The following is a 25014-nucleotide window of genomic DNA, read 5'->3' as shown; positions in this document are numbered from 1 at the left end:
TGTTGACACCGGAAGTGGGTGCTGCACAGCGAGAACAGTTCGTATAGTAGATCAGCAAATATCCCACCTGCGGTCCGGGAAGCTTCGCCGTTCATTCCGGAGGGTGTCACAACAGATTATATGTATCTCGAAGCTAGAGATTGACGTGAATAGCCGATGGTCAGTCATTTAAAAAGAGCTGTAGATGAAGGAGATGCCGTTTTAGTCTTAGCTGAACGTTTTGATGAAAACGAGGCTGCTGTCTGTCGCTCTTTGTTACAATGTAGTTCTTCGAGTCAAAACAACCTGCTGTCCATCAGCGTTGCACAGCCAGCGAGGGCCCGACATGAGCAGTGGCATACTTCATTGGATGCAGAACCAGCGAATAGTTCTATAATTGATGTCCGTATCTCTGACCCACTAAATGAGCTTGAGTCGTCATCCTCACAGCTTGGGGTGGAAACAGTTAGAACATCAGCGGATTTGACCGAGCTTGCTATCCAAATTCAAGATTACATTGATGAATGGCCGACAGAGCCCGAGGAGTATCAAACAATAATCTGTTTTCATTCAATTACTTCTCTTCTTCAATACATTAATTCACGAGATACTTTCAAGTTTATTGATCATCTAACAAAGCAACTAAATGAAGTGGGTGCGATCATCCATTATCACATGGATCCGGGAGCACACAGCACTCAAACTGTTGAAAAATATGTCGGCCGTCTTGATGTAACGTGTAAATATGTCGATGGAGAGCTGAGCGTATTGACCGAAAAATTAAGCCAGTCATCCGTAGGAGATTTTTGATACTACTAGGCGGTGGTACGGAGTCGAAGAGGACACGGGCACCGAGTCAGCAGTGCCCGACACGACTGATTCCGCTGGCTGTGTTTGGCTCGGAATCGGGCGCAGCAGACCTGTTGCAGCAGGTTCGCTGGTGTGAAGGTTGACCTGTCCTCGCTGCCGTTCTGACTGCACGGTCAGAAACGGCAGCTGGAGGGCGTTTCAGCGGTATTTGTGTGAGAATTTCGACCGCACGTTCAACGACAAGACGGGCACGATTTTTCGCTCACTCAAAAGTTGCACTTCGCCGGGGGTTGTTCCCGATTTTCACGCTCCTCCGGTTTAACACGAGTCTCCGGTAATTACAGTGCAAAGTCGAGGTGGCACACAAGACGATCCACGAGCATCAAGCGCTTTGCCAGAACGCTCGATACGCCTTCTCTCGACATCATCTTTTAAGATCAACAACGTGCTACGCAAGAGTGTATTGGATTAAGCTCTGGTCTAATTCTGATCATCTATCAAGACACGCCCATCATGGTATAATGTAATCGCCACATCTTCCCACGTAAAGTATAAATGGCCTTCCTCCATCTGCGTCCCTTTATCACGATGTTGGCCAAGAACACGATTCATTATATCAGGATCAATATACTCGTAGAGTCGTGGCAATTGGCTTGGATTGACCCCTTTGTACTTCGCTGTCTGTTCAATAACGAAATCACATACGGACTTCTCCATCTCTGGTTCGTAGCGGATGTCTCTGCCGCTAGTCTGCATAGAAGACACTAGTGTTCTATTGGGTTGATAACATTAATGGTCTGCAAAAATCCAGGCCATTTTGTTAAGAGAAAAGATGAAGAATTGGAATTGACAGCACATATAAACAGATTCTCGGTTGGAGGATTGGAACGATATTAATACTGTATCAATAGTTGCTTGCTCGTCACCTACACACGAAATTATAGTGTGCTGATCAGCACTGGATTGCTCGCATTTGCTGTTGCAACAGAAACGAGGCCCCCAAGACTAATTGCCTAGCTTCTCAACCGTGACACAAATGGGAATTCGCACCATCATTTCTCGACTGCTGTAGACTGGTGAAACGGAGGTGATCTTCGAATGCAGACAATGTGGGAATACCGTTGGTTCTGAAACTGATGCCTGCCCGGAATGTGGGGCTACCAAGGTGTGTCGCTACGAAATACCCTAGCAGCAGTCAACTCCCCTGTCACGGTGGCGCGGGGAAGCCGCTTCGTAACTAGTTTGAACGCGATTCTATTTACCAACCCAAGCGTTTGTATACGACCTTTGTGTAGCACTTTGTGCGGGCAAAGTCGCCCGCACCTCTGACATCCAAAGCCGGCAGCCAGTCTATCCAACTGGCCGTCGGCCCATCGCTGGGGCAAATCATTCTATCAATATTCACTGGTGGATGAGTAGATGCCAACAGTATTATAAGATAGGAATATCTACCGGTCAATGCAGGTTGTCAGAGGCAACAAATCGGGCTGTCGAAACTCAGCCCTATCCCCCTTGACGTAGTAGGAGCAGGGGACAAGGCCCACCGAGACTCCAACTGAATCAGTGAGTATATCTTGTTTACAGCCTCAGTATGTCGCATGCTCACAACTTCTATTGGGAAGCTTTATCGATTCCTAACTAATACGAGAATACATGTCCGATGGGCTTGAGCAGCAACTGCAAGATGTTGATTCTGTTGACGCCGATGTAGAAGGGTTGGTAAAGATCCCGAGTGATGAAATTCCTGACGAGCATAGGAAATTCGCGGGGCTTCTGGTGGAGGAGTTGGGTGAAGACTTACGGCTTATATTTCATTTTGATCAGGACGGATCGGAACTCTGCTTTTTACGATATGACATGTACACTAAAGATCTATTGCCACGTGTTTCTGCATTGCGTGAGATGGTCCTGGATGATCTAACTTTTCAGGACACAGAACTAGCTGATATATATGGTCAGTTCCAGTCGTGTGTTCTGAACTGCGAAGACACAGCAATTCTGTGTTTCATAGAGCAGACAAAGGATAGGGGACTGATTGCAACTACGGATCAAGTTGGGGGACTGATCAATGTCCCGCGATGATCCTACAACTTGACAACGGTGCGGTCCCAGGCGTGAAGATTACCGGCAAATCGTACTGCTATTCAGTAGCTTGTAGGACGAATACCCGATCGACACTACCTTGCGAACCTCTTGTGCTAGTATTCGACCGTCGACCGGTCATATGAGGTTGAATGGTTCCCTTGTGAAATATTAAAAGTCACTGTCGAACACTGTGGTACCAATACTTAATACGTGGTGGAGTCATGCTGCGCATGGATTGCGGTCCAGTGCATGGATGGATACCTCAGCACATCCCGCAATCCCTGCCGTGGGAACCGTACCAAGAAAATTATTTGAATAACAGGACTGAAGTAGTGAATCGCCTCGGGGTCAAGCCCCGGGGCATTCTCCTAGACTGCTTGTAAACTTCGAAATTGGTCATCATCCACCTGATTCCGGGTTAGTCTCACTAGTATAGGGCCTATAGCACACTCAAAAAGCTGAACTAACTCGGAATCGGGCGTGTGTCTCTTTTTTCAACTGATGTTCCGACAACATATGGCGGACCTCCTAACGCCTTGTCCACTATACTTTTATCCATTCACAACAAGTCCTAAGATATGTCTCCAGTCCTCGCAAGCCAGCTCTCCAACAAACGAGTTCTCAGTACAGATGGACAGGATCTCGGCCACATGCACAGCCTGACGATGGACGCGAAGTCAGGCAGACTTGAGACGATCACGATCCAGACGGACCGTACCGCCGCCTTCGGCATTGAGGCCGGCCCAGACGGGCACCTTCGCTTACCGGCTGATGTACTCGCGACGGTGAGCGAGTACATCGTTGTTGAGCCGCCGACGCAATGACGACGGCGACCGTCGGCGGATCGCTCACGACAGCGGCGATAACTTGTACGACAGAGCCAGCCGCGCGTCAGTCGGCGTGGCTGGCTAGCTAACTACCGAACAAACGACAACTCCATGTACGAACGCTGTAGGGAATGTGGCCGATCAAACGCCCACACACGGCTGTGTACCATTGATGACGAACGACTTTGTGTCCACTGTGCCGCACCCGGTGAGTGTATAGACTGTGGACGAGACACCACGAATCTCACGCCGGACGATGAGTGGCGCTGCCGGCGCTGTCAGAAACGACGGGGCCATCGAGACCCCAGTCAGCGGCTCGATCATCCTGGACTGAGCCGGGAGGTTTGACCAGCTGTGTCGTGGACACGGTACACGAACCATGCAATCCCCTTACCGGCCAACGGGCGTCCAGTCCACGCCGAAAACCTCCGCTTCACAGAGTATCCCGCGTCTGCAGTCAGGAGTAGGGATTGGACGGACGTCACACCGGGTGGCTGCAAGCCACTATTCGAATGCGCGGTATGCAGGCTCGGCTACCGACCGGTTCAGGCGATCTCGACGAAAATGCCTTGGTAAGACGGAGCGAGGCGTGCCTTCTATTCGCTGCGGCCAGCGACACGCTGAGCGAGCCAGGCTGCACCGACCAACGCAATAACTGTGACAGTCAGGCCAAAGCCGGGTCCGTTCCCGCCAGTCGTCTCTTCAGCCGAGCCACCCGCACTGGTGTCGGTTGCCGTATCCTCGTTACCACTAGTCGTAGATGCTGTCTCCGTTTGCTCTTCGGACGTCGCTGTCGTCTGCGCTCCTTCAGCACTATCCGTAACGCTCACCAGTGCAGTACAGCAGCGAGTTCCGTGCCATTCGTTGAGTGGACAGCCACAGTGACCTCGGTATCGGAGGTAATCGTCGGATCGAGTGACAACATCAGATTCTCTTTCGTTGTCCCAGCTTCGAACGTTTGTGTCGTGTTGATCGTCCCCTGCTCAGTGTGCACATCGACATAGTACGAGGTCCCAGCACTCACTTGGTCCACGCTGATCGTGTACACTTCGTCGTGCTGGTCTAGTTCGCGGGTCTGATTGGCAAACTGGACATCAGCGGTCGTAACCGACGCTGTCTGTGCTGCCAGTTCCGTCCCGTTGGTTGCGTGGACAGCCACAGTGACTTCCGACGTGGATTTCAGCGTCGGATCAAGCGTGAGAGACAGATCCGTCTGCGCCGTTTCAGCTTCGAAGGTTTGCGTCGTGTTGATCGTCCCCTGCTCAGTGTGTACGTCAACGTAGTAGTCCTGTTTCGCAGCGACGTGATCGACAGTAATGGTGTGTACTTCTTCGTGCGTGTCGAGTTGGTGAACTTGGTCATCGAACGAGACCGACGGTGCGTCAACCGGGTCAACCGTGATGGTGTCGCTGGTGAGTTCCGTGCCGTTCGCTGCATGGATGGCCACGGTGACCTCGGTATCGGAGGTAATCGTTGGACCAAGGACAACTCCGAGGTTCTCTTTCACTGTCCCGGCCTCGAACGTGCGCGTCGTGTTGATCGTCCCATCGCCGGTGTGGAGATCGATATAGAAGACGGTGTTAGCAGTCGCCTTGTCGATGGTGAATGTGTGAATTTCACCGTGCTGGTCGAGAGGCTTAGTCTGGTTGTGAACCCTCAACCCATCGCCGTCGTCGTGTGCGATAGCCCCACCAGAGAAAAGAACTCCCCCGACAAGCGCCATCACTGCAAGGAACATCGCGATATGCAAACTATACTGCAGTACTCTGCGAGAGTCCATCAAATACATACCGACACTGTCAATTAGAAAAATAATCATGTGACATTTCTTTATCATTTTATCTGAGTGTCAAAATAACCTGTTTTATAAATTTTATATTTCACACTCGGCGATGACAAGAACACCTTCGTCACAGAAGTGCTCTTTTATGGATTTCAGGCCGTCTCGATATCGTGTCATACGTGAACTGCCTCGGAGCCCTGTGATTTGAGACGCCGACGACCCGGCATCACGAGCCAGCCTTCACTCTCTCAGATATTTCCGAGGGACTCCCCCTGCTTAACCTGTAGCGTTCTCTGGAGATGCCGCTCTAACGAACCCACACCAGAATCCGAATGGAATTGTCGCAAACTCATAACGATACCCCGAGCACTGACTTTTATTTATCAATTTTCAAGTAGTAAATGATAATTGCTGCCACCGAGGCCTATACTTATCAGACAACATAGTCAATTTTATAATCGTGCTGCCAACTTCTGGACATGTACGCTCTTGGGAAGTAGATTGTTGATAGCGAGAGCTGCGGCTAAAAGTCGAAGAGGGCAAGGGCACCGCGCCAGCGGTGCCCGATATGTTCCCAATGAGCCGATTCGTGTCGGAATCGGCTGCAGCGGACCTGCTGGAACAGGTTCGCTGGCGTGATGGCGTCGAATGCCCCCGCTGCCGTTCTGACCTGACGGTCAGAAACGGCAGCTATCGGGTGTATCAGCGGTATTTGTGTAAGAATTGCGGTCGGACGTTCAACGACAAAACCGACACGATCTTCGCTCACTCGAAGATGAAGCTCAAAGAGTGGTACTTCACGATCTACGTGTTCTTACGGTTTAACACGAGCATTCGACAGATTGAGGCGGAACTCAATCGTTCGTACAGAACGGTGAGACGGCGCGTCGAGCGCTTCGCCAGAGCGCTCGACGCGCCTTCGATCACGCTGTCTGGACCGGTCGAAATCGACGAGGTGTACGTCTCTGCTGGCCTCAAAGGCCGCGAGCGCGACCAGGAGTCGCGCTCGCGTGGCCTGTCCACGCGTGGACGAGGATCGTACGACGGTGACAAACCGCCGGTGTTCACGCTGGTCGACCGTGGCTCGGACGATCGGTACGTCGTGCCAGCGAAATCCGCCGACGAATCGACCATCCGACTCCTGCTCGCCGACCACGAGCAGGAGTCGCTGACCGTCTATACCGATGGATTTCGGGCCTATGATCCGTTAGAGGACGACGACGGGTTCAACCGCAAATACGTCGTCCACGGCGACGGAGAATACGCTGACGGCGATATCCACGTCAACACCTGCGAGAGCCACGCGTCGCTGACGCGACGGTGGCTCTCGCCCCACCGAGGAGTCTCAAAAGACAAGCTAACGCCGTATCTCAGAACGCTTCAGCTCCGTCGCGAACTCTACAGAAAACCAGGTGACGAAGCACTCAAACATGCTCTCGACGCCGTTCTCTGAAATCAACAACGTGCTTCACAAGAGCGGGACATGTATGTCTACTCCATCGCGACGACAGTTTTTGTGTAGTATTGGTGCAACGTCTCTAGCGTCGTCCGCTGGCTGTCTCGGCACCCTGACTGGTCAGAACGAACTCAAGACGCAACTCGAGTCGGTCCGGGAAGCAACGAAAAAGTACGAGGACCCGAAGCAAGCACTCGGGGACGGCTTCAAAATTGGTGGACCGTATGTACCGGGCATGGGGTGGCACTTTACCAACCCGAAGCGGCTCCAAGACGCAGCCAAAAACGGCCTCACCATCGAAAAACCACCGATGCTCACGTACGTAGAGTCTGCGGAAGGACTCAAGCTGGGATCGGTCGAATACGGCCTCCCAGCACAGGCTGCTGAGGAAACCCCTGACTTGTTCGCTGATGAGAGTGGTGACACAGGAACCGAAACGTGGCACACTCACAAGGCCGCAACACACGTCTTCGCCAAAGCTGACGGTGAGCAAAACACACCCAAAAATATCGCCTTCGAGGACTGGGTGACGAACGATTATTGGGCTGAGTTCCAACCTCCAAGCAAGAACCTGAAGGCAGGAGACGAAATTGCGTTGAACTGGGGGACGGCACACGGAAAGGAAGGGAGCAAAGAACAGCGCGTTGTCGATCTGGTGTCCAACCACCCGGGCCTTACGACGCTTCACGCATGGGTCCATATCGAGAATCCTGAGGGCGTCTTCAAACCGATAAATCCGGAGTATACAAAGAGCAATAATCAATAGAGTCGTTTGCCTAGACAGCCGGTATGGAAGCGTAATCACTCACGTAATGCATTCAACGAAAACCGCACGTCGGTTCATACTCGCTGCTAGTATCGCTGTAGCACTATGTCTTATTGCGAGCGCACCCGTTGCTGCTCATGGTGGCGATGACGAGAACAGTACGGGAGTAGCAAATACGACCTGTAATTTTGCTCATCCAGACTGGCGATCCGCACAGACAATTTCGAATGTTCGAATTCAAGAGGACCAGCATTGCCGTCCTGATAACCCCTATCGGGTAGCAACGTCGGTCAAAGGGACGAACAATGTCGGGATGCAGACACTGATGAAATCCGGGTTGAACCGGAATGCCGTCGTCAAAAAGAATGACCGCGATGGTGACGGAGACCCGGACGAAATACATCTCACCCTCGAAGTTACTGGTATCAATGAATACAACGCCACGACTACTGAGCAGATAGCGCCCGGTGTCTCTCCTGCGATGTGGACGTTCACCCCAAAGACCCGAGGTATGGTGGATGCCGGCTCGAAAGCTGACGCCAGTATCAGAACGATGAGTCCGACTATTCGGGCTGAAGAGGGTGACACCATCTACGTTACAGTTGAGAACACGCATTATATGCCCCACACCATCCACTTCCACGGCGTTGATCATCCATACGAGCGACAGGATGGTAGCGGAAATGATGGTGTGCCTCAGACAAGCGAACAACCGATTCAGCCCGGAGAAGCGCGGACATACACCTTCACGCCCCGAGAGGCCGGGACGATGTTCTACCACTGCCATGTTGTCCCGAACGTACACGTCGAAATGGGACTGAACGGCCAATTCATCATCGAACAGAACAGGTCGAACAACGCAGTCCAGACCTACAACTTCGGTGGTGGCAAAGTCCGGCATCCGTCGAAGGCCGTCCGTCAGAACTACTCGGCGGAGTACGACCTCCACTATCAAGCCCTCGATAAGACGCTCTCTGAAATACCGCAAGAGCACAACGATCCAGCTACGATCGCCCAGGAGATTAACCGCCAGTACGATGCAACCGATGAATCGGCGGATTACTTCCTGTTGAACGGGCGGTCATACCCGTACACGATACAGGAGTCACAGATTATCGTCGAGTCAGGCAAGAAGTACAAACTTCGTGTCTCGAACGCAGGTCCGGGAACGGTATCGCTTCACACCCATGGGCACAAAGTGAATATCACCGCGAAGGACGGTGTAACAGTCCCCGAACGTCAGCAAACGAAGCGGGATGTCGTGCAAATCTCGCCTGCACAACGGCTCACCTTGAGTCTGAACACGACTGATGACGGCGTGAACAGCTACGGGAAGGGAATCTGGTTCATGCACGATCACCGAGAAAAAGCCGTCACGACGGATGGAATCAGTCCCGGCGGGGGTATCACGATGATAACCTACGAGCCGTATCTGAACAAGGCCACCGGGATGCCCGAAGTGAACACGAACTTGACCCGGTACTTCAACACCTCCTACTACGACGGCGAGATCCCGTACTTCCACCAGAACGAGAAACTCAGCAACTCGTCACTGAAGACAGTTACTCCGGATGCAGTCCGGCACGGCGCTCACGTCGATCACGATGACACCATGGGGAATATGATGGCGATGGAGATGGTGCCGAATGGAACCATCGTCAACGAGAATACGGAGCAGCTTCCGGGGTACTGTTCGCGAATCAACGGGACAAAGCACATTACGATCAAAGCAGGCGAACAGTTCGCTGAAGACGGTGAAATGTTCGGCTTCAGCAAAGAAAAAATCATCGCGGAGCCGTGTACGAAGGTGACGGTTACATTAGAGAATCACGATGACGTGCGCCATCAGTGGATGATTCATGGCCTCCCAAAAGCGACATACCCAATGGGGATGTTCAACCTTGAGGCTCGTGCCAATGGCACGGTGACTGGCACGTTCATCACTCCCAGTTTGGACCAGTCGTTGCTGATGCACTGTTCGCTCCCCCAGCACGAGCAGAAAGGGATGCATGGACAGCTCATCGTCGGCTCGCCTTCGGAGAGTGAGCAAAGCACCTCGAATACAGCCAGTAGTGGTTCAGTAAACCCACTTTCCCCACTCGTGGCTGGTTCGATTGTTGTCTCTGGGATCGTACTTATTGGAATCTGTCTGGGTGTCTGGAAACGCCGGACCTGACTCCCATGTCTCTATCTCAGGAGTAACATGTGATATATTCGATGACGAAAACCAATCGACCACATAACGCGCTTGCAGAAGAAGTGCAGGATCTCTCCCCAAGTGCGAAATTAGTATTCAAAATTCTCGAATACAAGGGAGAGTTAACACAAACAGAGATATTGGAGGAAACGCGTCTCCCTCCCCGTACAATCCGCCGCGCGGTAACAACACTCGAAGAGCACGGGATTGTCACCGCTCAATCTTCTCTCACTGATGCTAGGCAGCGTATCTATTCTCTTGACAGGAACTGATAGCCTAGCAGTGTCGGCGATACCTGGGTAAATTTTGGTAGCCCGCTGAGGCCATCTGAGAGTATGATGGGGAATCCGAATTCTCGGTTTTTCAGGTGACTGTTGATTCTCCCGAATCTGTCCGTGAGACAAGCCAATCAACACAACTTTGTCACATCGACAGGACCCGTTGGGTATGGACGGACACCGCGTCTTAGTCACTGGTGGTGGCGGCTTCATCGGCTCGAATCTCGCGAATACGCTTGCTGTTGACAACGACGTCATCGTGGTCGACGACGGCTATCTCGGCACGCCCGCAAACGTCGACGATTCTGTCGAGTACGTCGAGCGGAGCGTCGTCGACGACGACCTGCCGACGGACGTCGACGTCGTCTTTCACCTCGCAGCACTGTCGTCATACGCGATGCACGAGGAGAACCCGACCCACGGCGCTCGGGTCAACGTCGAAGGGTTCGTCAACACGGTCGAACAGGCCCGCGACGACGGCTGTGACACCGTCGTCTATGCGTCGACGTCTTCGATCTACGGGAGCCAGACCGACCCTTCGCCCGAGGACATGGGCGTGACTGTCAACACGGGCTACGAGGCCTCGAAGATGGCCAGGGAAACGTATGCGGAGTACTTCCACAACCACTACGACATCTCGCTGGCCGGGATGCGCTTTTTCTCGGTGTACCAGGGCTATGGCGGCGCCGAAGAACACAAAGGCGAGTACGCGAACGTCATCGCCCAGTTCGCCGACGACATGGCCAACGGCGAGCCACCCGTACTGTACGGCGACGGCACCCAGACGCGGGACTTCACCCACGTCGAGGACATCGTCCGCGGGCTCGAACAGGCCGCCGACAACGACCTGCACGGGATCTACAACCTCGGGACCGGCGAGGCCTACGACTTCCTCACCGTCGTCGAGATGCTCAATGACGAACTCGGGACCGACATCGATCCGGAGTTCGTCGAGAACCCGATTCCCGACGACGTGTATGTGCATGATACCTGTGCCGACTACACGAAGATGCACGCCGCCACCGGCTGGGAACCACGGATCTCTTTCGAAGAAGGGATTCAGCAGGTTTGTGAGCCATACACCTGATTCTCAACATCGTCGGGAGATACGATCTTGGATGACACGGAGATTTGTCAGACCGCACTGCGAGAACTTCTCCAGTATGCTGCCGGGAGCGATGCCGGGCTGAGAAACCAATGAAGAACGCCAACCGATAACCAGATGGGAAAACCCTAGTTTCCATCTTTGATATTAAACCATAAATATGGAATATTGGGGACAAAAAGGAGAGTGTATGGGTACAAATTTACTTAATACGCACCTACATAGGGCTCCGACCTGCCTTCGAGCAATGATGATTACAAATTAGGGTGTGGTCGGTGCCTTGATGAGCCCCAATATCTATTTTGATAGACGAAGGCCTAGCTCTATATACTCAAACGATATGATTCAGTAATACAAACGCAAACGATAGTAATGGATTTCTTAGATAGCTATAGCGTCATTATTTTAGACGAATATACTGTTAGACAAGAATTGTTAGCCGGTTGGCTCTCTGGAGTGGAGACAAAGACGATTTCCGCCACACCCGAGCTCCCCGCTGCATTCGACGCAACAGTTACCGTGGCTTGTCTCTCCCACGCTGCACTCGACGATGAGAACGATTCGGTGCAAAAGTACATCCTCACCCGAAATCCATACTGCCAAATTGTCGGTATCCTCTCTCGTTCCTCATTTGTGAGTCCCTTTGAAGATCAATACGACGACATACTGCAGCGCCCGCTATTCAAAGACGAGTTTCAGGATACCATCGAATATCGATTTATTGCTGGTGTCTACAGCAATCTGCTGAACGAATTGTATAGTATCAACACGTCAGTCGTCGCACTACGGCAAGCCGATGCTGAAAATGTTGATCATAAGCAAGAAAAGATATTGCAAGCTCGGTCTCGGTATGAAGAACTCCATACGCAGTTAGATAGCCTCCAAGAGAAACTCTCACACGAGACAATTGTGGGTATCCTCCAAACGATTGAACGCCACAAACGGTATCTAAAACAGCCAGATGAGGAGGTAGAGGAAGGTCAGTCGACAAGCTATCGTCCACGACGGTGTCCCTCCTGCCAACTCCCGTGGGGGGTCAATCACCGGAACGACCTGAAGGATGGCTACAAAAAACTCGGGGCAGAGGTGTTTCAGTGTGCCAGGTGTGAAAAAATCGTACATGGCTTAGCTGGGGAACAGCGTATCTACTAAACCACGGGAAGCCTCGGCGCTTGACCCCGAGGCGGTTGACCGTGATGTGTGAGTGGTTCAACGAAGTCGGCTATAACGCTGACATCGACGCGCTTTCCGAGCAGTTCGGCTTTGAGTTCGACACCTTGAAGAGTACCTCCGCGACCACGGCTGGGATGACAAGGACGATGGCATCCGTCCCCGGGTGGGTCAAGGCCATGCAGTGACAAGGCGCAGGTTGACGAGGGTAGGAATTTCGACCGGCGAGATTCGATTCCAATATGGATCCGACGACGAGTGACGAAGAATGGGACTGGGAATTCTCGCTACGAAATAAAAGGTAATATTCTTCACCCAAGTTTTTGTTAGTCTCCAAGAGCAAGTTCCGTCACAAGTTACCCGGTTCAGTAACAAAGAGCGAGTCCCCTACGTATGCCCCAGTTACGATAACATGGATCACTGTCATTCACACGATCACTTCACACACATCTACGAGTCCTCTACCGACCTAGTTGACGCAACTGTTCCGTTCCTTGAACGCGGCTTCAATGCTGATATGAAATGTTTTGTCATTGGGACAGAGCACACGCAGACTGTAGTTCTGGATGCCTTGGAAGGGGCCAATCGTGAGGGCGAGGATGCACTTGAGGCAGCCGCAGTCACTTGCAAATTACCTGAAGACATATACCTCGCTGACGGCGGGTTGGATGCAGACAGGGTCATCTCTCGCTACGAGACCCTGATCGAAGACACTCTTTCTCAGGGGTATGCAGGTGTCTGTGTCGCCGCCGACACGACGTGGATACAACAATACGATGTCGATCGTGACGAATGGGAAGCGTACGAACGCCGAGTGAATGATCTCTATCACGAGCGCTCTATCATGGGCCTTTGTCTCTACGATCGGGCTCAGTACTCGTCGGACTATCTCTCGGACATGCTTTGCGCACATCCGAAGCTGACTGATGGCTCTGGTGACACCGCGAACATATATTATGAGGACCCTGCTGACGCTGGAACTCTGGATCCGGTTGACTACAAGTTACGGTCACTGTCACAATTTCGAGAGAAGCAGCGCACGCTCTCAAAGCGCGACCAACAACTGGATGCACTTAATCGCACGATTCAGGGGTTAGATCAGCCCGACAAAGAGACCGTGCTGCAGTTATCAGCAGAGACCGTCGCATCTGCAACGGATGCTTCGATGACCGCTATCTGGGTATTCGATGGGACGACCGGCGATCTCCAACTGCAAGCACACTCAGTCACCAGCACAGAGTTGGAGGCGGTCTCGCTGGATCCGATGCTCCTTGATGTAGCTTGGGATACGTTCACTGAAGGAACTCAGCAGACATTCGAAAACCAATCCGTTGAGTCAGCCTCAGACCCCACCGTGTCAGGGGTCGCTCTTCCCTTGGGGAATCACGGCGTATATCTCGCTGCGAGCCCTGAAAACGGGGCTGTGTCGGATGCTGATCTGCGCGTTCTGCAGACCGCAGCCGGAATCACGAAATCGGCGCTTGATCGCCAAGAGTTCGAACAGGCAATCGAAACCAAGGCTGAGCAGCTCCAGCGCCAGAAGGAGCAACGGTCCTATCACGAACGTATCAGCCGGGTATTCCAGCGGCTGAGTGAAGAAATCGTGGATTCAGACACCCAGGCGGAGGTTCAGCGGGCTGCCTGCGAAGCGATCGCCGACATCGATATCGTCCAATTCGCCTGGGTTGGGGCATTTACCGACACAACCGAGTCGCTGCAACACGTCCATACCGCTGGAGATCCGGATGGCTATCTCAGTGCTGTCGTAAACAATGGTGAGTGGACCCAGGGAGAGCCGACCCGTCTGGCGTCGGAAACGCGTGACTGGCAACTCGTGGAGAATACACGGACTGAAACAGCGACAGAGCGCTGGCAGCGAGAGGCACTGAAAGCAGGTATCCAGGCAGTCGGTAGTCTGCCGCTCGTGTATAATGGCGAGATGTATGGCGTCCTCAGTATTTACTTCCGACAGCCACGAGGCTTCGATAGCGAGGTTCGAGACGTCTTGGAACGCATCGTTGATCTCGTAGCGCACAGCATAAACAGAGCTGAGGCGAAACAAGCGCGCGGCAGTGACGAGGTCGTTGAACTCACATTGCGGTTGACGAGCCAGGAGCACGCCGTGATTCAACTGGTTTCAGAGCTAGACTGCGAGTTCGAATTAGAAGGATTTGTCCCGACGGCGGGGAGCTCGCACCGGCTATTTGCATCGATCGATGCACCACCGGGACAGATTCTCGCATTCAGCGAAGAGGCCCGATCCGTCGATGCGATGCACGTCGTGGCTGAGGGCGAGGACGAGTATCTCTACGAGTGTACGCTGAACGAGTCGTGCTTCCTCGATCTCCTTCTCGATCATAATATCGTCCCACAGTCGTTGACAGCGAGCGGCGAATCCGCATTTATCAGTCTCGAGGTGCCCGAGCAGAAAAACGTGAGTGAGTTCTTCGAACTATTCAAAACCCGATACCCGGAAACAGAGCTCGTCGCAAAGAACCGCCGCGAGAGACCAGTACAGACGCAAATCGAGTTCAAAACAGATGTCACGGAATCACTATCAGAGCGGCAACTAGAGACACTGAAAACCGCCTATCACGGCGGGTTCTTTGAATGGCCTCGAGAGAACTCGACACAGGACCTCGCAGAATTGCTTGACGTCACACACCCTACCGTGAGCAGGCATCTCCGTGAAGCTCAGCGGAAGCTCCTGGTAGAGCTTTTCGAGGAGTGACTAGACAGGACGAGTCAGAGATACTCCGTACCTATCCCGATTTACAAATGTAGAATGTCAATGAACCGAATATGTTCGAATGTACGCGGAAGCTTCCAGTGTGTCAATTTCTCTTGAAACACTATGGACAGTGCGCCGGCACCCCAAATATCGGCCGTCGGTGAGAAGGAAGCCTCTACGGCTGTTGTTCAAGCAATCGCTGACGCGGCGGGTACGGACCCTCTCGAGCTCCCGCCGCTCTACAATTATATCAGCCCGGATTCGCTGAACCATCTCTTCAGCTGGAAGGCAAACCAGACGCCCCAGGCACAGGGACACATCGTCTTCCGTATGGACCAGCATTGGGTGAGCGTCCAGGCGTCCGGGCAAATCACCGTGAGACCACGAGACGAATTGGCGACTCAGCCGACGCCACCACCCGCCACTCAGTGTCGCGTTCAGTACGATTGGGAAATTTGCTCAGATGTCTGTCCAGCACTCTTGGATGCGCTGAGGAATCACATACAACTGAACGTCGACGAGATGCGACCCCTGTTCGACGTGGTCGATCCCGATGCGCTCAACAGCATCTTCGAACCAATCGACACTTGCCGGCGCCGAGATACTGGCTGGGTGTCCTTCCCGGTCGTGGACCGGACACTCACCGTTGAGGCCTCCGGCCAAATCACCGTCGTTCCTGACTCACCGACAGCTCATCCTATGGTGGCCTAATGGCTCAAGACTCGCCAACCGTCCTCATAGTGGACGATACGCAAGATATTGTGGACCTCTATGCAACATGGCTCGAAGATGACTACGATGTCCATACCGCAACGACAGGTGAGGAAGCGCTCGAAAAAGTCGACAGCGCGGTTTCCGTCGTCTTGCTTGACCGTGCGATGCCCGGGTTAGCTGGGGATGATGTTCTTGAAGAGATTCGACATCGGGACCTGTCGTGTCGGATTGCGATGGTGACGGCCGTCGAACCGGATTTCGACGTTCTCGAACTCGGTTTCGACACTTACGTCACGAAGCCGTGCACGCATGATCGCCTTCACGAGACGGTAGACCGACTGCTCACCCGGGACAACTACGGCCGCGCAGTACAACGATTCTGTGCCCTTGCTTCGACAAAAGCGGTATTAGAAACTGAGAAGACCGCGGCCGAACTCAAAGGGAACAGCGAATACAGGCGTCTCCACGCGAAGTTAGCGGAGTGTCGCGAGCAGGTCGAGACGGTAAGCAAAGATCTTGATCCCGCTGACCACGACGCTTTGTTCCGAGATATTGGCTCCGAGAGTATGAATCGCCCCCGACAGGGGTTCTCCGGCTCGCGTTCTGCGAACTCGACCACCAGTAACGCACACACTGAATGACTCAACGCAATGGCTGACTCGAACCTCTCACGACTGAACACGCTGGTACCGGACATCGCGTCCGACGCGCGACTAGATCATGAACCGATAACTGTCCTCCACGTCGACGACGATCGAGATTTCGGGCAAATGACTGCCACGTTCCTCGAACGAGTGAACGACGCCTTCGACGTCATTGTGGAAACAACTGCTGATGATGCACTTGCCCGGTTAGACGAGGGTGACCCAGTCAACTGCATCGTGAGCGACTATCAGATGCCCGGGAAAAATGGCATCGAGTTTCTCGAAGCCGTCCGTGAGAACTATCCGAACCTCCCGTTCATCCTGTTTACCGGCAAGGGGAGCGAAGCGGTCGCCAGTGAGGCTGTTTCGGCAGGTGTGACCGACTACATGCAGAAAAGCAGTGGGACTGACCAGTACGAGATACTGGCGAATCGAATCGAGAACGTCGTCGACGGCTACCAATTTCAGCGTGCCTCGGCAAAGCGCGGACGGCGTTTGGAGACACTCATCAGCAATCTTCCTGGTATCGTCTACCGCTGTCAAAATGACCATCGATGGCCGATGGAGTACGTCGAAGGCGAGTGTGAATCACTCACTGGTTACGCCCCAGAGGCGATTGAAGACGACGATGTCTCGTTCGGCCGGGACGTAATTCATCCCGAAGATCAGGAGAAGGTCTGGGACACCGTCCAGGAGGCCCTCAAGACACGCGATCCGTTCGAGACAACGTACCGTATCGTCACCAAGGACGGCACCGTGAGGTGGGTCTGGGAACGCGGCCGGGGTATCTATACAGAACCCCATGAGCTGGAGGCACTCGAGGGATTCATTACGGACATCTCAGAGCAGATGGAGGACGACGATCCGTTGCCAGTCGACACAGATCGCCTCTCGACGCTGTTCAATAACGCGACAGATTGCATCGCCTACTGTGAGTTCCACGGTGACGATCCCGTGATCGTGGATGTCAATCCCGCCTTCGAGGAGACCTTCGGATACGCTGCGGAGGACATCGTCGGTGAAGAATTTGAAGAGGTTATAATCCCGCCAGATGAGCGTGACGAAGCTCGCCAAATTTCCCAACGGGTGAAAGACGGTGAGCAGGTCGAAACCGAGCTGCAATGTCAAACCACGGATGGCCTCCGTATGTTCAATCACCGAGCCATACCGATGGCTTCTGACGACCAGACCACGGAGACGTACGCCATCTTCACCGATATCACGGAACGGAAGCAAGACAAACAGCAGATTGACAGACTCGAACACTTCGCAGAACGACTCTCACACGACTTGCGCAACCCATTGAGTGTCGCACAGGGGAATCTGGAGCTGCTGCACGCGACGGGCGAAGACGAGCATTACGAGACAGCCAACAAAGCGCTCGCCCGGATCGATACCCTCATCTCAGATATTCTGACCCTGGCACAGACAGGGGAGCGGATCAGCCTGAGCGAATACGATAAAGTCGACTTAGCAGAGACGTCCCAGAGTGCCTGGGATTTACTCCGGACGGGGACTGCAACACTCGCCGTCGAGGAGACTACGACGATCGAGGCCGACGGAAGCCGTCTCCAGCAAGTGCTCGAGAACCTGTTTCGCAACGCGATCGAACACGGCCCGGACGATGTCACGGTTCGTGTCGGCCTGTTGTCCGATACCCAGGGGTTCTACGTCGCCGACGATGGCCCCGGTATCCCACCCGAGAAACGCGATGTCGTGTTCGAGCCTGAACACTCGACCAAACATGACGGAACTGGGTTCGGACTTGCAACGATCACACAGATCGTTGACGCGCATGACTGGACGGTCGAAATCACGGAGAGTGCGTCGGGCGGCGCCCGCTTCGAGATCTCCAGTATCGAGATGACCCAGCACGACGACTGATCCCGATTAGGAAACCAAAATAGCGAGAACACAACCATGCAGACTACCCCGCGGAGCTCGACAGTCCAAGCCCCCCACGTGGAGGGCGACACAGAGCTCTTAGAGACGACAGCAACGGTCCTGAAAGACGAGAGCGACTTCGACGTTGCGACGGAAACGCAAACCGAGACAGCGCTTGCTCGACTCCGCGAGGAGATCGACTGCATCGTGAGGGAGTCCGACCGGGCCGTCAAGCCTGCTCTCGATATCATCGAGATGGGATTCGACGAGACTCTCACGAAGTCGGTCAGTCGACCCGAGGTACGTCCCGTGGTCGGCCGCCTCGCTCTGCTTCAACAGCACGACGAACCCCTTCTGGAGTGGTTTGTACTCACGTCGAAGATTGCGGATCTTGAATCGAATCTTCCCAGAGAAAAACTCGATGATGACGCGTATACGCAGCTAGTCACACAACTTGAGGAGGGTACACAGGACGGCCTAGGTCACGTGGTGCAGCTATTGGAAGCGGTTACGGACGTGGAAGTGATTCACCAGAGCCTCTCCACTGGAGACTCGGCAACTGAAGGTGTGGAGGCTACCGATGACTGGTGACAACGTATCGGCGATTCGTGTTCTTCACGTTGAGGACGATCCCGATCTTGCGGATTTAACAGCTACCTTCCTCGAACGGGAAAGCGACCGTTTCGTCGTCGAGACAGCCTCCTGTGCTCCTGAAGGGATGGAGTGTCTTATCGAACACGACTACCACTGTGTGGTTTCTGACTACGATATGCCCGGAAAGACCGGTCTCGAATTCCTCGAAGATGTTCGGGAACTCTCCCCCAACCTCCCGTTTATTCTGTTCACGGGGAAGGGGAGTGAGGAAGTTGCAAGCCAAGCGATTTCGGCTGGCGTTACGGACTATCTGCAAAAGCAGAGCGGGACTGACCACTATACGCTGCTCGCAAACCGCATTCGTAATGCTGTTGAACTGGCGCAGGCAGATCGCGAGCGTCAACGCCATCTCGAAGCGATCGAAACTGCACAAGAAGGCATCAGCCTCCTTGATGAAGATGGCTGCTTCTCCTATGTGAACCAAGCGTACGCTGACCTCTATGGATACGAGCCTGACGAACTTCTTGGGCAACCGTGGGAGACCCTCTATCGTGACGGAGATACGACGCGCGTTCGCGAAGAGATACTCCCGCAGGTGCATGAAACGGGCTACTGGCACGGTGAGACAATCGGACTCCGCGTTGACGGGAGTACCTTCTCTGAAGACCACACGCTCGCTACGACCGCTGACGGAGGGCTCATCTGCACCGTTCGGGACGTCACCCATCAAAAGGAACAGGAGCGGCGCCTGAACACGCTCATCGACAACCTCCCGGGAATGGTGTACCGATGTACGAACGACCCGGGGTGGCCTATAGAGGCTGTGGGGGGCGAAGTAGCGGAACTGACGGGATATTCCGCACGGGAGATTGAGTCCCAGGACGGGTTCTTTGACACCGAGATCATCCACCCGGATGATCAGCGTCAAGTCCGGGATGATGTCCAGGCTGCCCTTGAATGTCGTGACTCATTCGAGATCACGTATCGCATCATCACGGACGATGACGAGACCAAGTGGGTTCAGGAGCGAGGCCGCGCTATCCGCACCGAAGATGGCGATATAAGTACATTAGAAGGCATTGTCTTGGATATTACACAGCGGAAGGAATCGGAGCAACGACTCCAAGAGGAGCGGGAGTTTCTTGAGACGACTCTCGACACGATTAGTGACATCTTCTATGTTCTCGATAGGGACGGCTCACTCCATCGGTGGAACGATCGACTCTTGGAGGTTACGGGATACACAGCCGACGAAGTGTCGACGATGGAGGCAGTGGAATTCTTCTCCGAAGATCACCGTGAACGAATCGCGAGTACGATCGAAAAGACATTCACGTCGGGGAATGCTGTCGTTGAAGCAGACATCCTCACTGCGGATGGAACTCGTCTCCCATACGAGTTCACAGGTGCACGTTTGACAGATGACGAAGGGAATGTGATTGGGCTGGTCGGTACTGGACGCAGGACTGAGGAATGTGAAGACCACGATTGAGTGATTCTACAAATGACTACGATTACACGAACCGGGCTGCTGAATGGCATGGCAATACTCGCACTAGGCGTCATCCTCACGAGCATCACGTTAAGTGACATTTACCACGATATCACAGTTTTGCGCTCTTCGGTTCTGCTAACGCTACTTGAGCACTCACTACCCCTCATTTTCAACGGTAGCATAGCTGTTGCCGGCTATCTGATTAGCAGCCAAGACAGAATCCAGATCGGTAATCCCTCTCTCATCTCACGATGGATGGTAATTGGCGCGATAGTACTGGGTCTCTCGGTGGGACTGGTATATTCTCTCCAGCTCAGTCAAGGCCAGGTCAAACCCCATATTGTCCTCGCGAACATCGTTACACTGGGTATCGTGGCCGGTCTTGCGATCGGCTTCTACGATGACAAACGGCGACAGCAACAGCAACAGATCGAGGCAGAGCACGCCAAAATATCGACGTTATTCGACAACAGCTCTGATTGTATCGCCGAGATCGAATTCCAAGATGGCGAACCGATCGTCCGCGACGTCAATCAGGCGTTCCAAGCGACATTTGGATACGGCACTACTGACATTGCCGGGCAGTCAATTGACGACGTTCTCGTGCCACCAACCAAACAGGACAAAGCTGCGAATATTAGCCAACGAGCAGAGGCTGGAGAACAGTTTACCGAAGAGGTTCTCAGGGAAACTGCAACTGGTGAGATGCGGGCGTTCCGGATGCAATCCATCCCGCTCGTCGAAAACGGATTTCTCATTGATGGGTTCGTCATTTATACAGACATCACTGAAGACCATAAGATGAAACAGCAGTTGACCGGACTTCATCGGGCGACCCGTGATCTCGTGTCGGCGGATTCATCCGACGGAATCGCTCAAATAATGGTTGATGCTGCTAAAGATATCCTTGATTTGGAATTGAGTGGCGTTCATCTCTATGACTCGGATCGCGATGTGCTATCGCCCGCCGCACAGACACACGCAATCGAAGAGCTCGTTACAGAGGTTCCGGAGTTCGGAGAGGGTGAGGCGATTGCGTGGACCGTGTACGAGACGGGGGAACCACAACGCATCGACGACTTGCGGGAACACGCAGACACGTACAACACCGACTCGGAACTTCGAAGCGAGATGGTGTTGCCACTCGGCGAGTATGGCGTGTTCATGATTGGGGCTCGAGCAGCAGCGGCATTCGACGAGTCGGAGTTTTTCCTCGCACAACTACTCGCGAAAAACGCTGAAACGGCACTTGCTCGTGTAGAAAGAGAGACCGAGCTGGCCGATCAAAATGCGCGTCTTGAACGGTTCGCAAGCATTGTTTCGCACGACCTTCGGAACCCATTGACGGTTGCTACCGGCTATCTCGATCTGGCCCGTGAAGGGGATGAGAATGCCTTAGATCGCGTCGAGACGGCGCTTGAGCGAATCGACCAAATGATCGACGATCTGCTCACAGTCACTCGCGCAGGTGAGTCTATCGGCGAAATCGAGCCGGTCGACATGGCGGACGTCGTCCACGAGGCATGGCACATGGTCGACACGAAGGAGGCCGTACTCGATGCACCCGAGTCCTACGAGATCGCTGCGAATGAGGAGGGATTGCAGCAGTTACTGGAGAATCTCTTCCGTAACGCGGTGGAACATACTGGAGAGGCCACCACGATTCGTGTGCTGCCATATGAGGACGGATTTGCAGTCGAAGACGATGGATCTGGAATCCCTGCAGACGAACGTGACGCGATTTTCGACGATGGATATACAACCAGTGAGAACGGGACCGGACTCGGCCTTACGATTGTCAAGGAGATCGCGGACGCACACGAGTGGGACGTCCGTGTGACCGAGGGGGCTGCTGGGGGTGCCCGATTCGAATTTATACGCTGAGCAGGCGCACTACTACGGCTTTCAGGCCAGAGAGGGATCAAAACTTCAGGCGCGGGAGGATGTCAATTCTCACGAACAGAGTCAATGCCCGTAATTTCGAACCGAGCGCCCCCAGCATCACTCTCGGTGACGGTAATATCCCAACTGTGCGCCTGGACAATTTCTGCAACTATGGCGAGTCCGAATCCGGTCCCACTAGAACGTGTCGTGTACCCGGGCTCGAATACCTGATCGCGCTCTGCTTCCGGGATTCCAGGCCCATCATCTTCAATATAGAAGCCGGTCCTATCGAGGGGCCCGACCGTCACAGTGACATCCGTCTCGGTGTGATCGATCGCGTTACGAAACAGGTTCTCGAAGAGCCGTTTCAGTCGCTCCGAATCGCCTTCGAATGTGAAGTCGTCCTTCACTGTGAGAGTGCTCTCATCCGTCGCAACCATCACCCAACAGTCCGATACGAGTGCCGAGAGCGAGATACGCGCAGTTTCTTCGACTGGTTTGCCATGCCGGGCGAGCGACAACACTTCGTCAATGAGATCGTCCATTCGTTCGAGTGCCTGATGAACAGCTGCCAGATTCTCATCCTCGCGCTCAAGTGTTTCATGGGCAAGTTCAAGCCGGCCCTGAGCGACGTTTAGTGGGTTACGGAGATCGTGACTCACCATACTGGCGAAGGTCTCAAGACGCTGATTCTGTCGTTCCAATTCCTCACGGTAGCGTTCGCGTTCCGTCACGTCCGCGAAGACAATCGTTCGACCGAATCCAGCTTTGGCGGTTCCGAATGGGCTTTCCGTGACGCGAAAATACCGCGTGTTGCCGTTCTGTTGTACTTCCAGGATTGAGTTGTCTCTTTGAAGCAGATTCGCGACCGACGGAAGCGTCGACTGGAATGCCTGGCCTCGTGCATCGTTTAGCGCGGGAAATAAGCTCCGTGCGGCCTGATTCGTGTCACGAACCCGCCCTTGTTTGTCGATGGCAATGATGGGAGTCTCACGTTCCGCAACAAGTCGAACCGCTTCGAATCGGTCCAGATGCACTACGGCAACGCCGAGGGCGAAGGCAGCGACACCAAGTGGTTCGTAGGTCATATCGATGAGGAATGGAGTAGCATACCCGACGATGTCGAAGACGACTGGAACTCCGGTGAGGCCGACGAGCAGACTGAGCGTTCGCGTGTCGTAATCGACTGCAGTGAACAGTTCGAAAAGCATGAAGAAGCCGACGAATGCGAGTGCATAGGAGAGTCCCATCGCGGCCCAGTGAAGCGGTCCAGTATGGATCGAAAGGTGTGGGAATGGAGCTGCGACGGACGTCGTCGTGAAGTATCCCTGATGGAGTGGATTCGTGATTTTGATTGAGACAACCACGATGAAGATGACCACGGCCAGCCGACGATATGCCGTATTGCGGTGATAACCACGGCCGGTATAGGCAGAGCAGAAGTATAGCCACGCACCCACAGCGGCAAATCCCAGGACGAGTCCGAGCACGTAGCTCACGAGTTTGAGGCGGGTCGTTGGTGCGATGAGGAAGCCAACCTGTGCAGCTGCCCATCCCCCACTTGTTCCCACGAGAGATAGTAGGCCCCTTTGAGTGTCACGGTCCCTGACCCCGCACAGTCGTGGAATACTTACGAAACACCCGAACGCGGCAGCTGTAAAAGCGAGCAGGTAGAGAAGATAGATCATATTTGTTGCCAACTTACCTCACCTACTATCGATTAGAGGGGGATTCAGTTAATAGTCTTGACTTTAATCCTATCTAATGAAATCGAAGATACGATATATAGACGAGGATATGATGACGATGCTGCTGAAGTGTACAAAACACTCCAGACCGGACTCTGGTGTACGATACCTACAGCCGCCAAGGCCGCTCAGTGGTTTCGAGACAGAAAGGAGCAGAAGTGACGACGTTGTGCGGTGCTATCCCACCTACTCGCCGCCTTCGGCGGCTCCTTGAGGATGGGGCGAGAGCTTACCGCCTGCATTCAGCTAACCGGCACTTGCTGGGCGCTCTTCAGTGTCACCCGCTGAAACGCCCACTGTGAGATAGCCGCACTCTTGGCACAGGAGTTCGACGCTCAGCTCACGGCTCATTTCGAGCGCTAAGGCCGATGTCCCTGGCAACAGACTCAAATAGACCCAGCCTGACACACGACCAAGAGGTTATCTTGCAGGGATGAATATTCCATCCGAACTTCGCAGCTTGTTTACTGCCAACATTGAGGAGACCGAAGAGTCGTTCGTCGTCGAGATTCCTGAAAGTGAGATCGACGCTGGCGCTTTGGAGGCTGGCCAGACATATCGGGTCACACTCATCCCAACAGAGCCGGCGACACAGCGGTCCGATAGCGTATCGCAGTCGGTTGAGCCTGCAGCCCCACAGCCACCCGTCGAGGAAGGTGAGACACGTCGCGTCGAAATCGAGACGCTTGGCGACCAGGGTGATGGGATTGCGAAAGTCGAGCGCGGGTACGTTATCATCGTCCCCGATACTGAAATCGGCGAACGTGTTGCCGTCGAGATCGAGTCGGTCACCCAGAACGCGGCCTTTGGCTCTGTCACTGAGCGACTCGATTTCTACGAGTAACCGTCACGATGATATCTCTG

22 protein-coding genes and 1 pseudogene are annotated in these 25014 nt (G+C 53.7%); 19 read left to right on the top strand and 4 right to left on the bottom strand.

The window, feature by feature from the left end:
• Positions 1-156: 156 nt before the first annotated feature.
• Both Hhyl6_RS21000 and Hhyl6_RS20995 read left to right on the top strand, forming a co-directional pair.
• Entirely contained in the window at positions 157-789 is a 633-nt protein-coding gene (locus Hhyl6_RS21000) for a DUF7504 family protein (RefSeq protein WP_483741207.1), read from the top strand.
• A gap of 65 nt (positions 790-854) precedes the next feature.
• Positions 855-1218 (top strand): annotated as a pseudogene (locus Hhyl6_RS20995) (transposase); the annotation flags it as partial.
• A 51-nt stretch (positions 1219-1269) separates the two neighbouring features.
• Here the strand turns inward: Hhyl6_RS20995 and Hhyl6_RS20990 are convergent.
• Complete coding sequence (locus Hhyl6_RS20990) at positions 1270-1506, bottom strand: HalOD1 output domain-containing protein (RefSeq protein WP_483741461.1); 237 nt, start codon at positions 1504-1506, stop codon at positions 1270-1272.
• Between the two features lie 936 nt (positions 1507-2442).
• On the opposite strand from Hhyl6_RS20990, the gene Hhyl6_RS20985 reads away from it, so the two are divergent.
• Together Hhyl6_RS20985 and Hhyl6_RS20980 are read left to right on the top strand one after the other, a co-directional pair.
• Entirely contained in the window at positions 2443-2871 is a 429-nt protein-coding gene (locus Hhyl6_RS20985) for a DUF7522 family protein (RefSeq protein WP_483741206.1), read from the top strand.
• Between the two features lie 581 nt (positions 2872-3452).
• Positions 3453-3698: a PRC-barrel domain-containing protein gene (locus Hhyl6_RS20980; RefSeq protein WP_483741205.1), complete on the top strand. Its 246-nt coding sequence runs from the start codon at positions 3453-3455 to the stop codon at positions 3696-3698.
• A 599-nt stretch (positions 3699-4297) separates the two neighbouring features.
• On the opposite strand, the gene Hhyl6_RS20975 is transcribed toward Hhyl6_RS20980, so the two are convergent.
• Together Hhyl6_RS20975 and Hhyl6_RS20970 are read right to left on the bottom strand one after the other, a co-directional pair.
• Positions 4298-4531 carry a PGF-CTERM sorting domain-containing protein gene (locus tag Hhyl6_RS20975; RefSeq protein WP_483741204.1) on the bottom strand — a complete coding sequence of 78 codons (234 nt, stop codon included), beginning with the start codon at positions 4529-4531 and terminating at the stop codon, positions 4298-4300.
• Positions 4528-5439 (bottom strand): hypothetical protein, encoded by a 912-nt coding sequence (locus Hhyl6_RS20970; RefSeq protein WP_483741203.1) that lies wholly within the window; start codon positions 5437-5439, stop codon positions 4528-4530. The genes Hhyl6_RS20975 and Hhyl6_RS20970 overlap by 4 nt, the downstream gene beginning before the upstream one ends.
• A gap of 613 nt (positions 5440-6052) precedes the next feature.
• Between Hhyl6_RS20970 and Hhyl6_RS20965 the strand changes: the two genes are divergently transcribed.
• The 14 genes from Hhyl6_RS20965 to Hhyl6_RS20900 all read left to right on the top strand — a co-directional run bounded on the left by Hhyl6_RS20965 (position 6053) and on the right by Hhyl6_RS20900 (position 22402).
• Positions 6053-6937, top strand: coding sequence for an IS1595 family transposase (locus Hhyl6_RS20965; protein ID WP_483738666.1), 885 nt, complete (start codon positions 6053-6055; stop codon positions 6935-6937).
• On the top strand, positions 6915-7706 hold the full coding sequence (locus Hhyl6_RS20960; RefSeq protein WP_483741202.1) for a hypothetical protein: 792 nt from the start codon (positions 6915-6917) through the stop codon (positions 7704-7706). Before Hhyl6_RS20965 ends, Hhyl6_RS20960 begins: the two co-directional genes overlap by 23 nt.
• Before the next feature lie 325 nt (positions 7707-8031).
• Complete coding sequence (locus tag Hhyl6_RS20955; protein WP_483741201.1) at positions 8032-9882, top strand: multicopper oxidase domain-containing protein; 1851 nt, start codon at positions 8032-8034, stop codon at positions 9880-9882.
• A 41-nt stretch (positions 9883-9923) separates the two neighbouring features.
• Positions 9924-10175 carry a MarR family transcriptional regulator gene (locus Hhyl6_RS20950; protein WP_483741200.1) on the top strand — a complete coding sequence of 84 codons (252 nt, stop codon included), beginning with the start codon at positions 9924-9926 and terminating at the stop codon, positions 10173-10175.
• A gap of 175 nt (positions 10176-10350) precedes the next feature.
• Positions 10351-11268: an NAD-dependent epimerase/dehydratase family protein gene (locus Hhyl6_RS20945; RefSeq protein WP_483741199.1), complete on the top strand. Its 918-nt coding sequence runs from the start codon at positions 10351-10353 to the stop codon at positions 11266-11268.
• Positions 11269-11658: 390 nt separating this feature from the next.
• Positions 11659-12438 carry a hypothetical protein gene (locus Hhyl6_RS20940; RefSeq protein ID WP_483741198.1) on the top strand — a complete coding sequence of 260 codons (780 nt, stop codon included), beginning with the start codon at positions 11659-11661 and terminating at the stop codon, positions 12436-12438.
• 44 nt (positions 12439-12482) lie between these two features.
• The gene (locus tag Hhyl6_RS20935) at positions 12483-12644 is read left to right on the top strand and encodes a hypothetical protein (protein WP_483741197.1); all 162 of its coding nucleotides are present in this window, start codon (positions 12483-12485) and stop codon (positions 12642-12644) included.
• A 224-nt stretch (positions 12645-12868) separates the two neighbouring features.
• On the top strand, positions 12869-15187 hold the full coding sequence (locus Hhyl6_RS20930; RefSeq protein WP_483741196.1) for an MEDS domain-containing protein: 2319 nt from the start codon (positions 12869-12871) through the stop codon (positions 15185-15187).
• A 123-nt stretch (positions 15188-15310) separates the two neighbouring features.
• The gene (locus Hhyl6_RS20925) at positions 15311-15898 is read left to right on the top strand and encodes a HalOD1 output domain-containing protein (protein ID WP_483741195.1); all 588 of its coding nucleotides are present in this window, start codon (positions 15311-15313) and stop codon (positions 15896-15898) included.
• Complete coding sequence (locus Hhyl6_RS20920; RefSeq protein ID WP_483741194.1) at positions 15898-16542, top strand: response regulator; 645 nt, start codon at positions 15898-15900, stop codon at positions 16540-16542. Before Hhyl6_RS20925 ends, Hhyl6_RS20920 begins: the two co-directional genes overlap by 1 nt.
• Before the next feature lie 9 nt (positions 16543-16551).
• Entirely contained in the window at positions 16552-18429 is a 1878-nt protein-coding gene (locus Hhyl6_RS20915; RefSeq protein ID WP_483741193.1) for a PAS domain-containing protein, read from the top strand.
• A 78-nt stretch (positions 18430-18507) separates the two neighbouring features.
• On the top strand, positions 18508-19020 hold the full coding sequence (locus Hhyl6_RS20910; RefSeq protein WP_483741192.1) for a HalX domain-containing protein: 513 nt from the start codon (positions 18508-18510) through the stop codon (positions 19018-19020).
• Complete coding sequence (locus tag Hhyl6_RS20905) at positions 19010-20515, top strand: PAS domain-containing protein (protein WP_483741191.1); 1506 nt, start codon at positions 19010-19012, stop codon at positions 20513-20515. Before Hhyl6_RS20910 ends, Hhyl6_RS20905 begins: the two co-directional genes overlap by 11 nt.
• A gap of 48 nt (positions 20516-20563) precedes the next feature.
• Positions 20564-22402, top strand: coding sequence for a sensor histidine kinase (locus tag Hhyl6_RS20900; RefSeq protein ID WP_483741190.1), 1839 nt, complete (start codon positions 20564-20566; stop codon positions 22400-22402).
• A gap of 62 nt (positions 22403-22464) precedes the next feature.
• Here the strand turns inward: Hhyl6_RS20900 and Hhyl6_RS20895 are convergent, their stop codons facing one another.
• Positions 22465-24090 (bottom strand): sensor histidine kinase, encoded by a 1626-nt coding sequence (locus Hhyl6_RS20895; RefSeq protein ID WP_483741189.1) that lies wholly within the window; start codon positions 24088-24090, stop codon positions 22465-22467.
• A gap of 493 nt (positions 24091-24583) precedes the next feature.
• Here Hhyl6_RS20895 and Hhyl6_RS20890 point away from each other — a divergent pair, with 493 nt between their 5' ends.
• Positions 24584-24994 carry a TRAM domain-containing protein gene (locus Hhyl6_RS20890; protein ID WP_483741188.1) on the top strand — a complete coding sequence of 137 codons (411 nt, stop codon included), beginning with the start codon at positions 24584-24586 and terminating at the stop codon, positions 24992-24994.
• Positions 24995-25014: the final 20 nt, after the last annotated feature.

The organism is Haloarcula sp. H-hyl6, assembly GCF_056934455.1.
The sequence above is the reverse complement of the archived record's forward strand: the minus strand, read 5'-3'. Positions and strand labels throughout refer to the sequence as shown.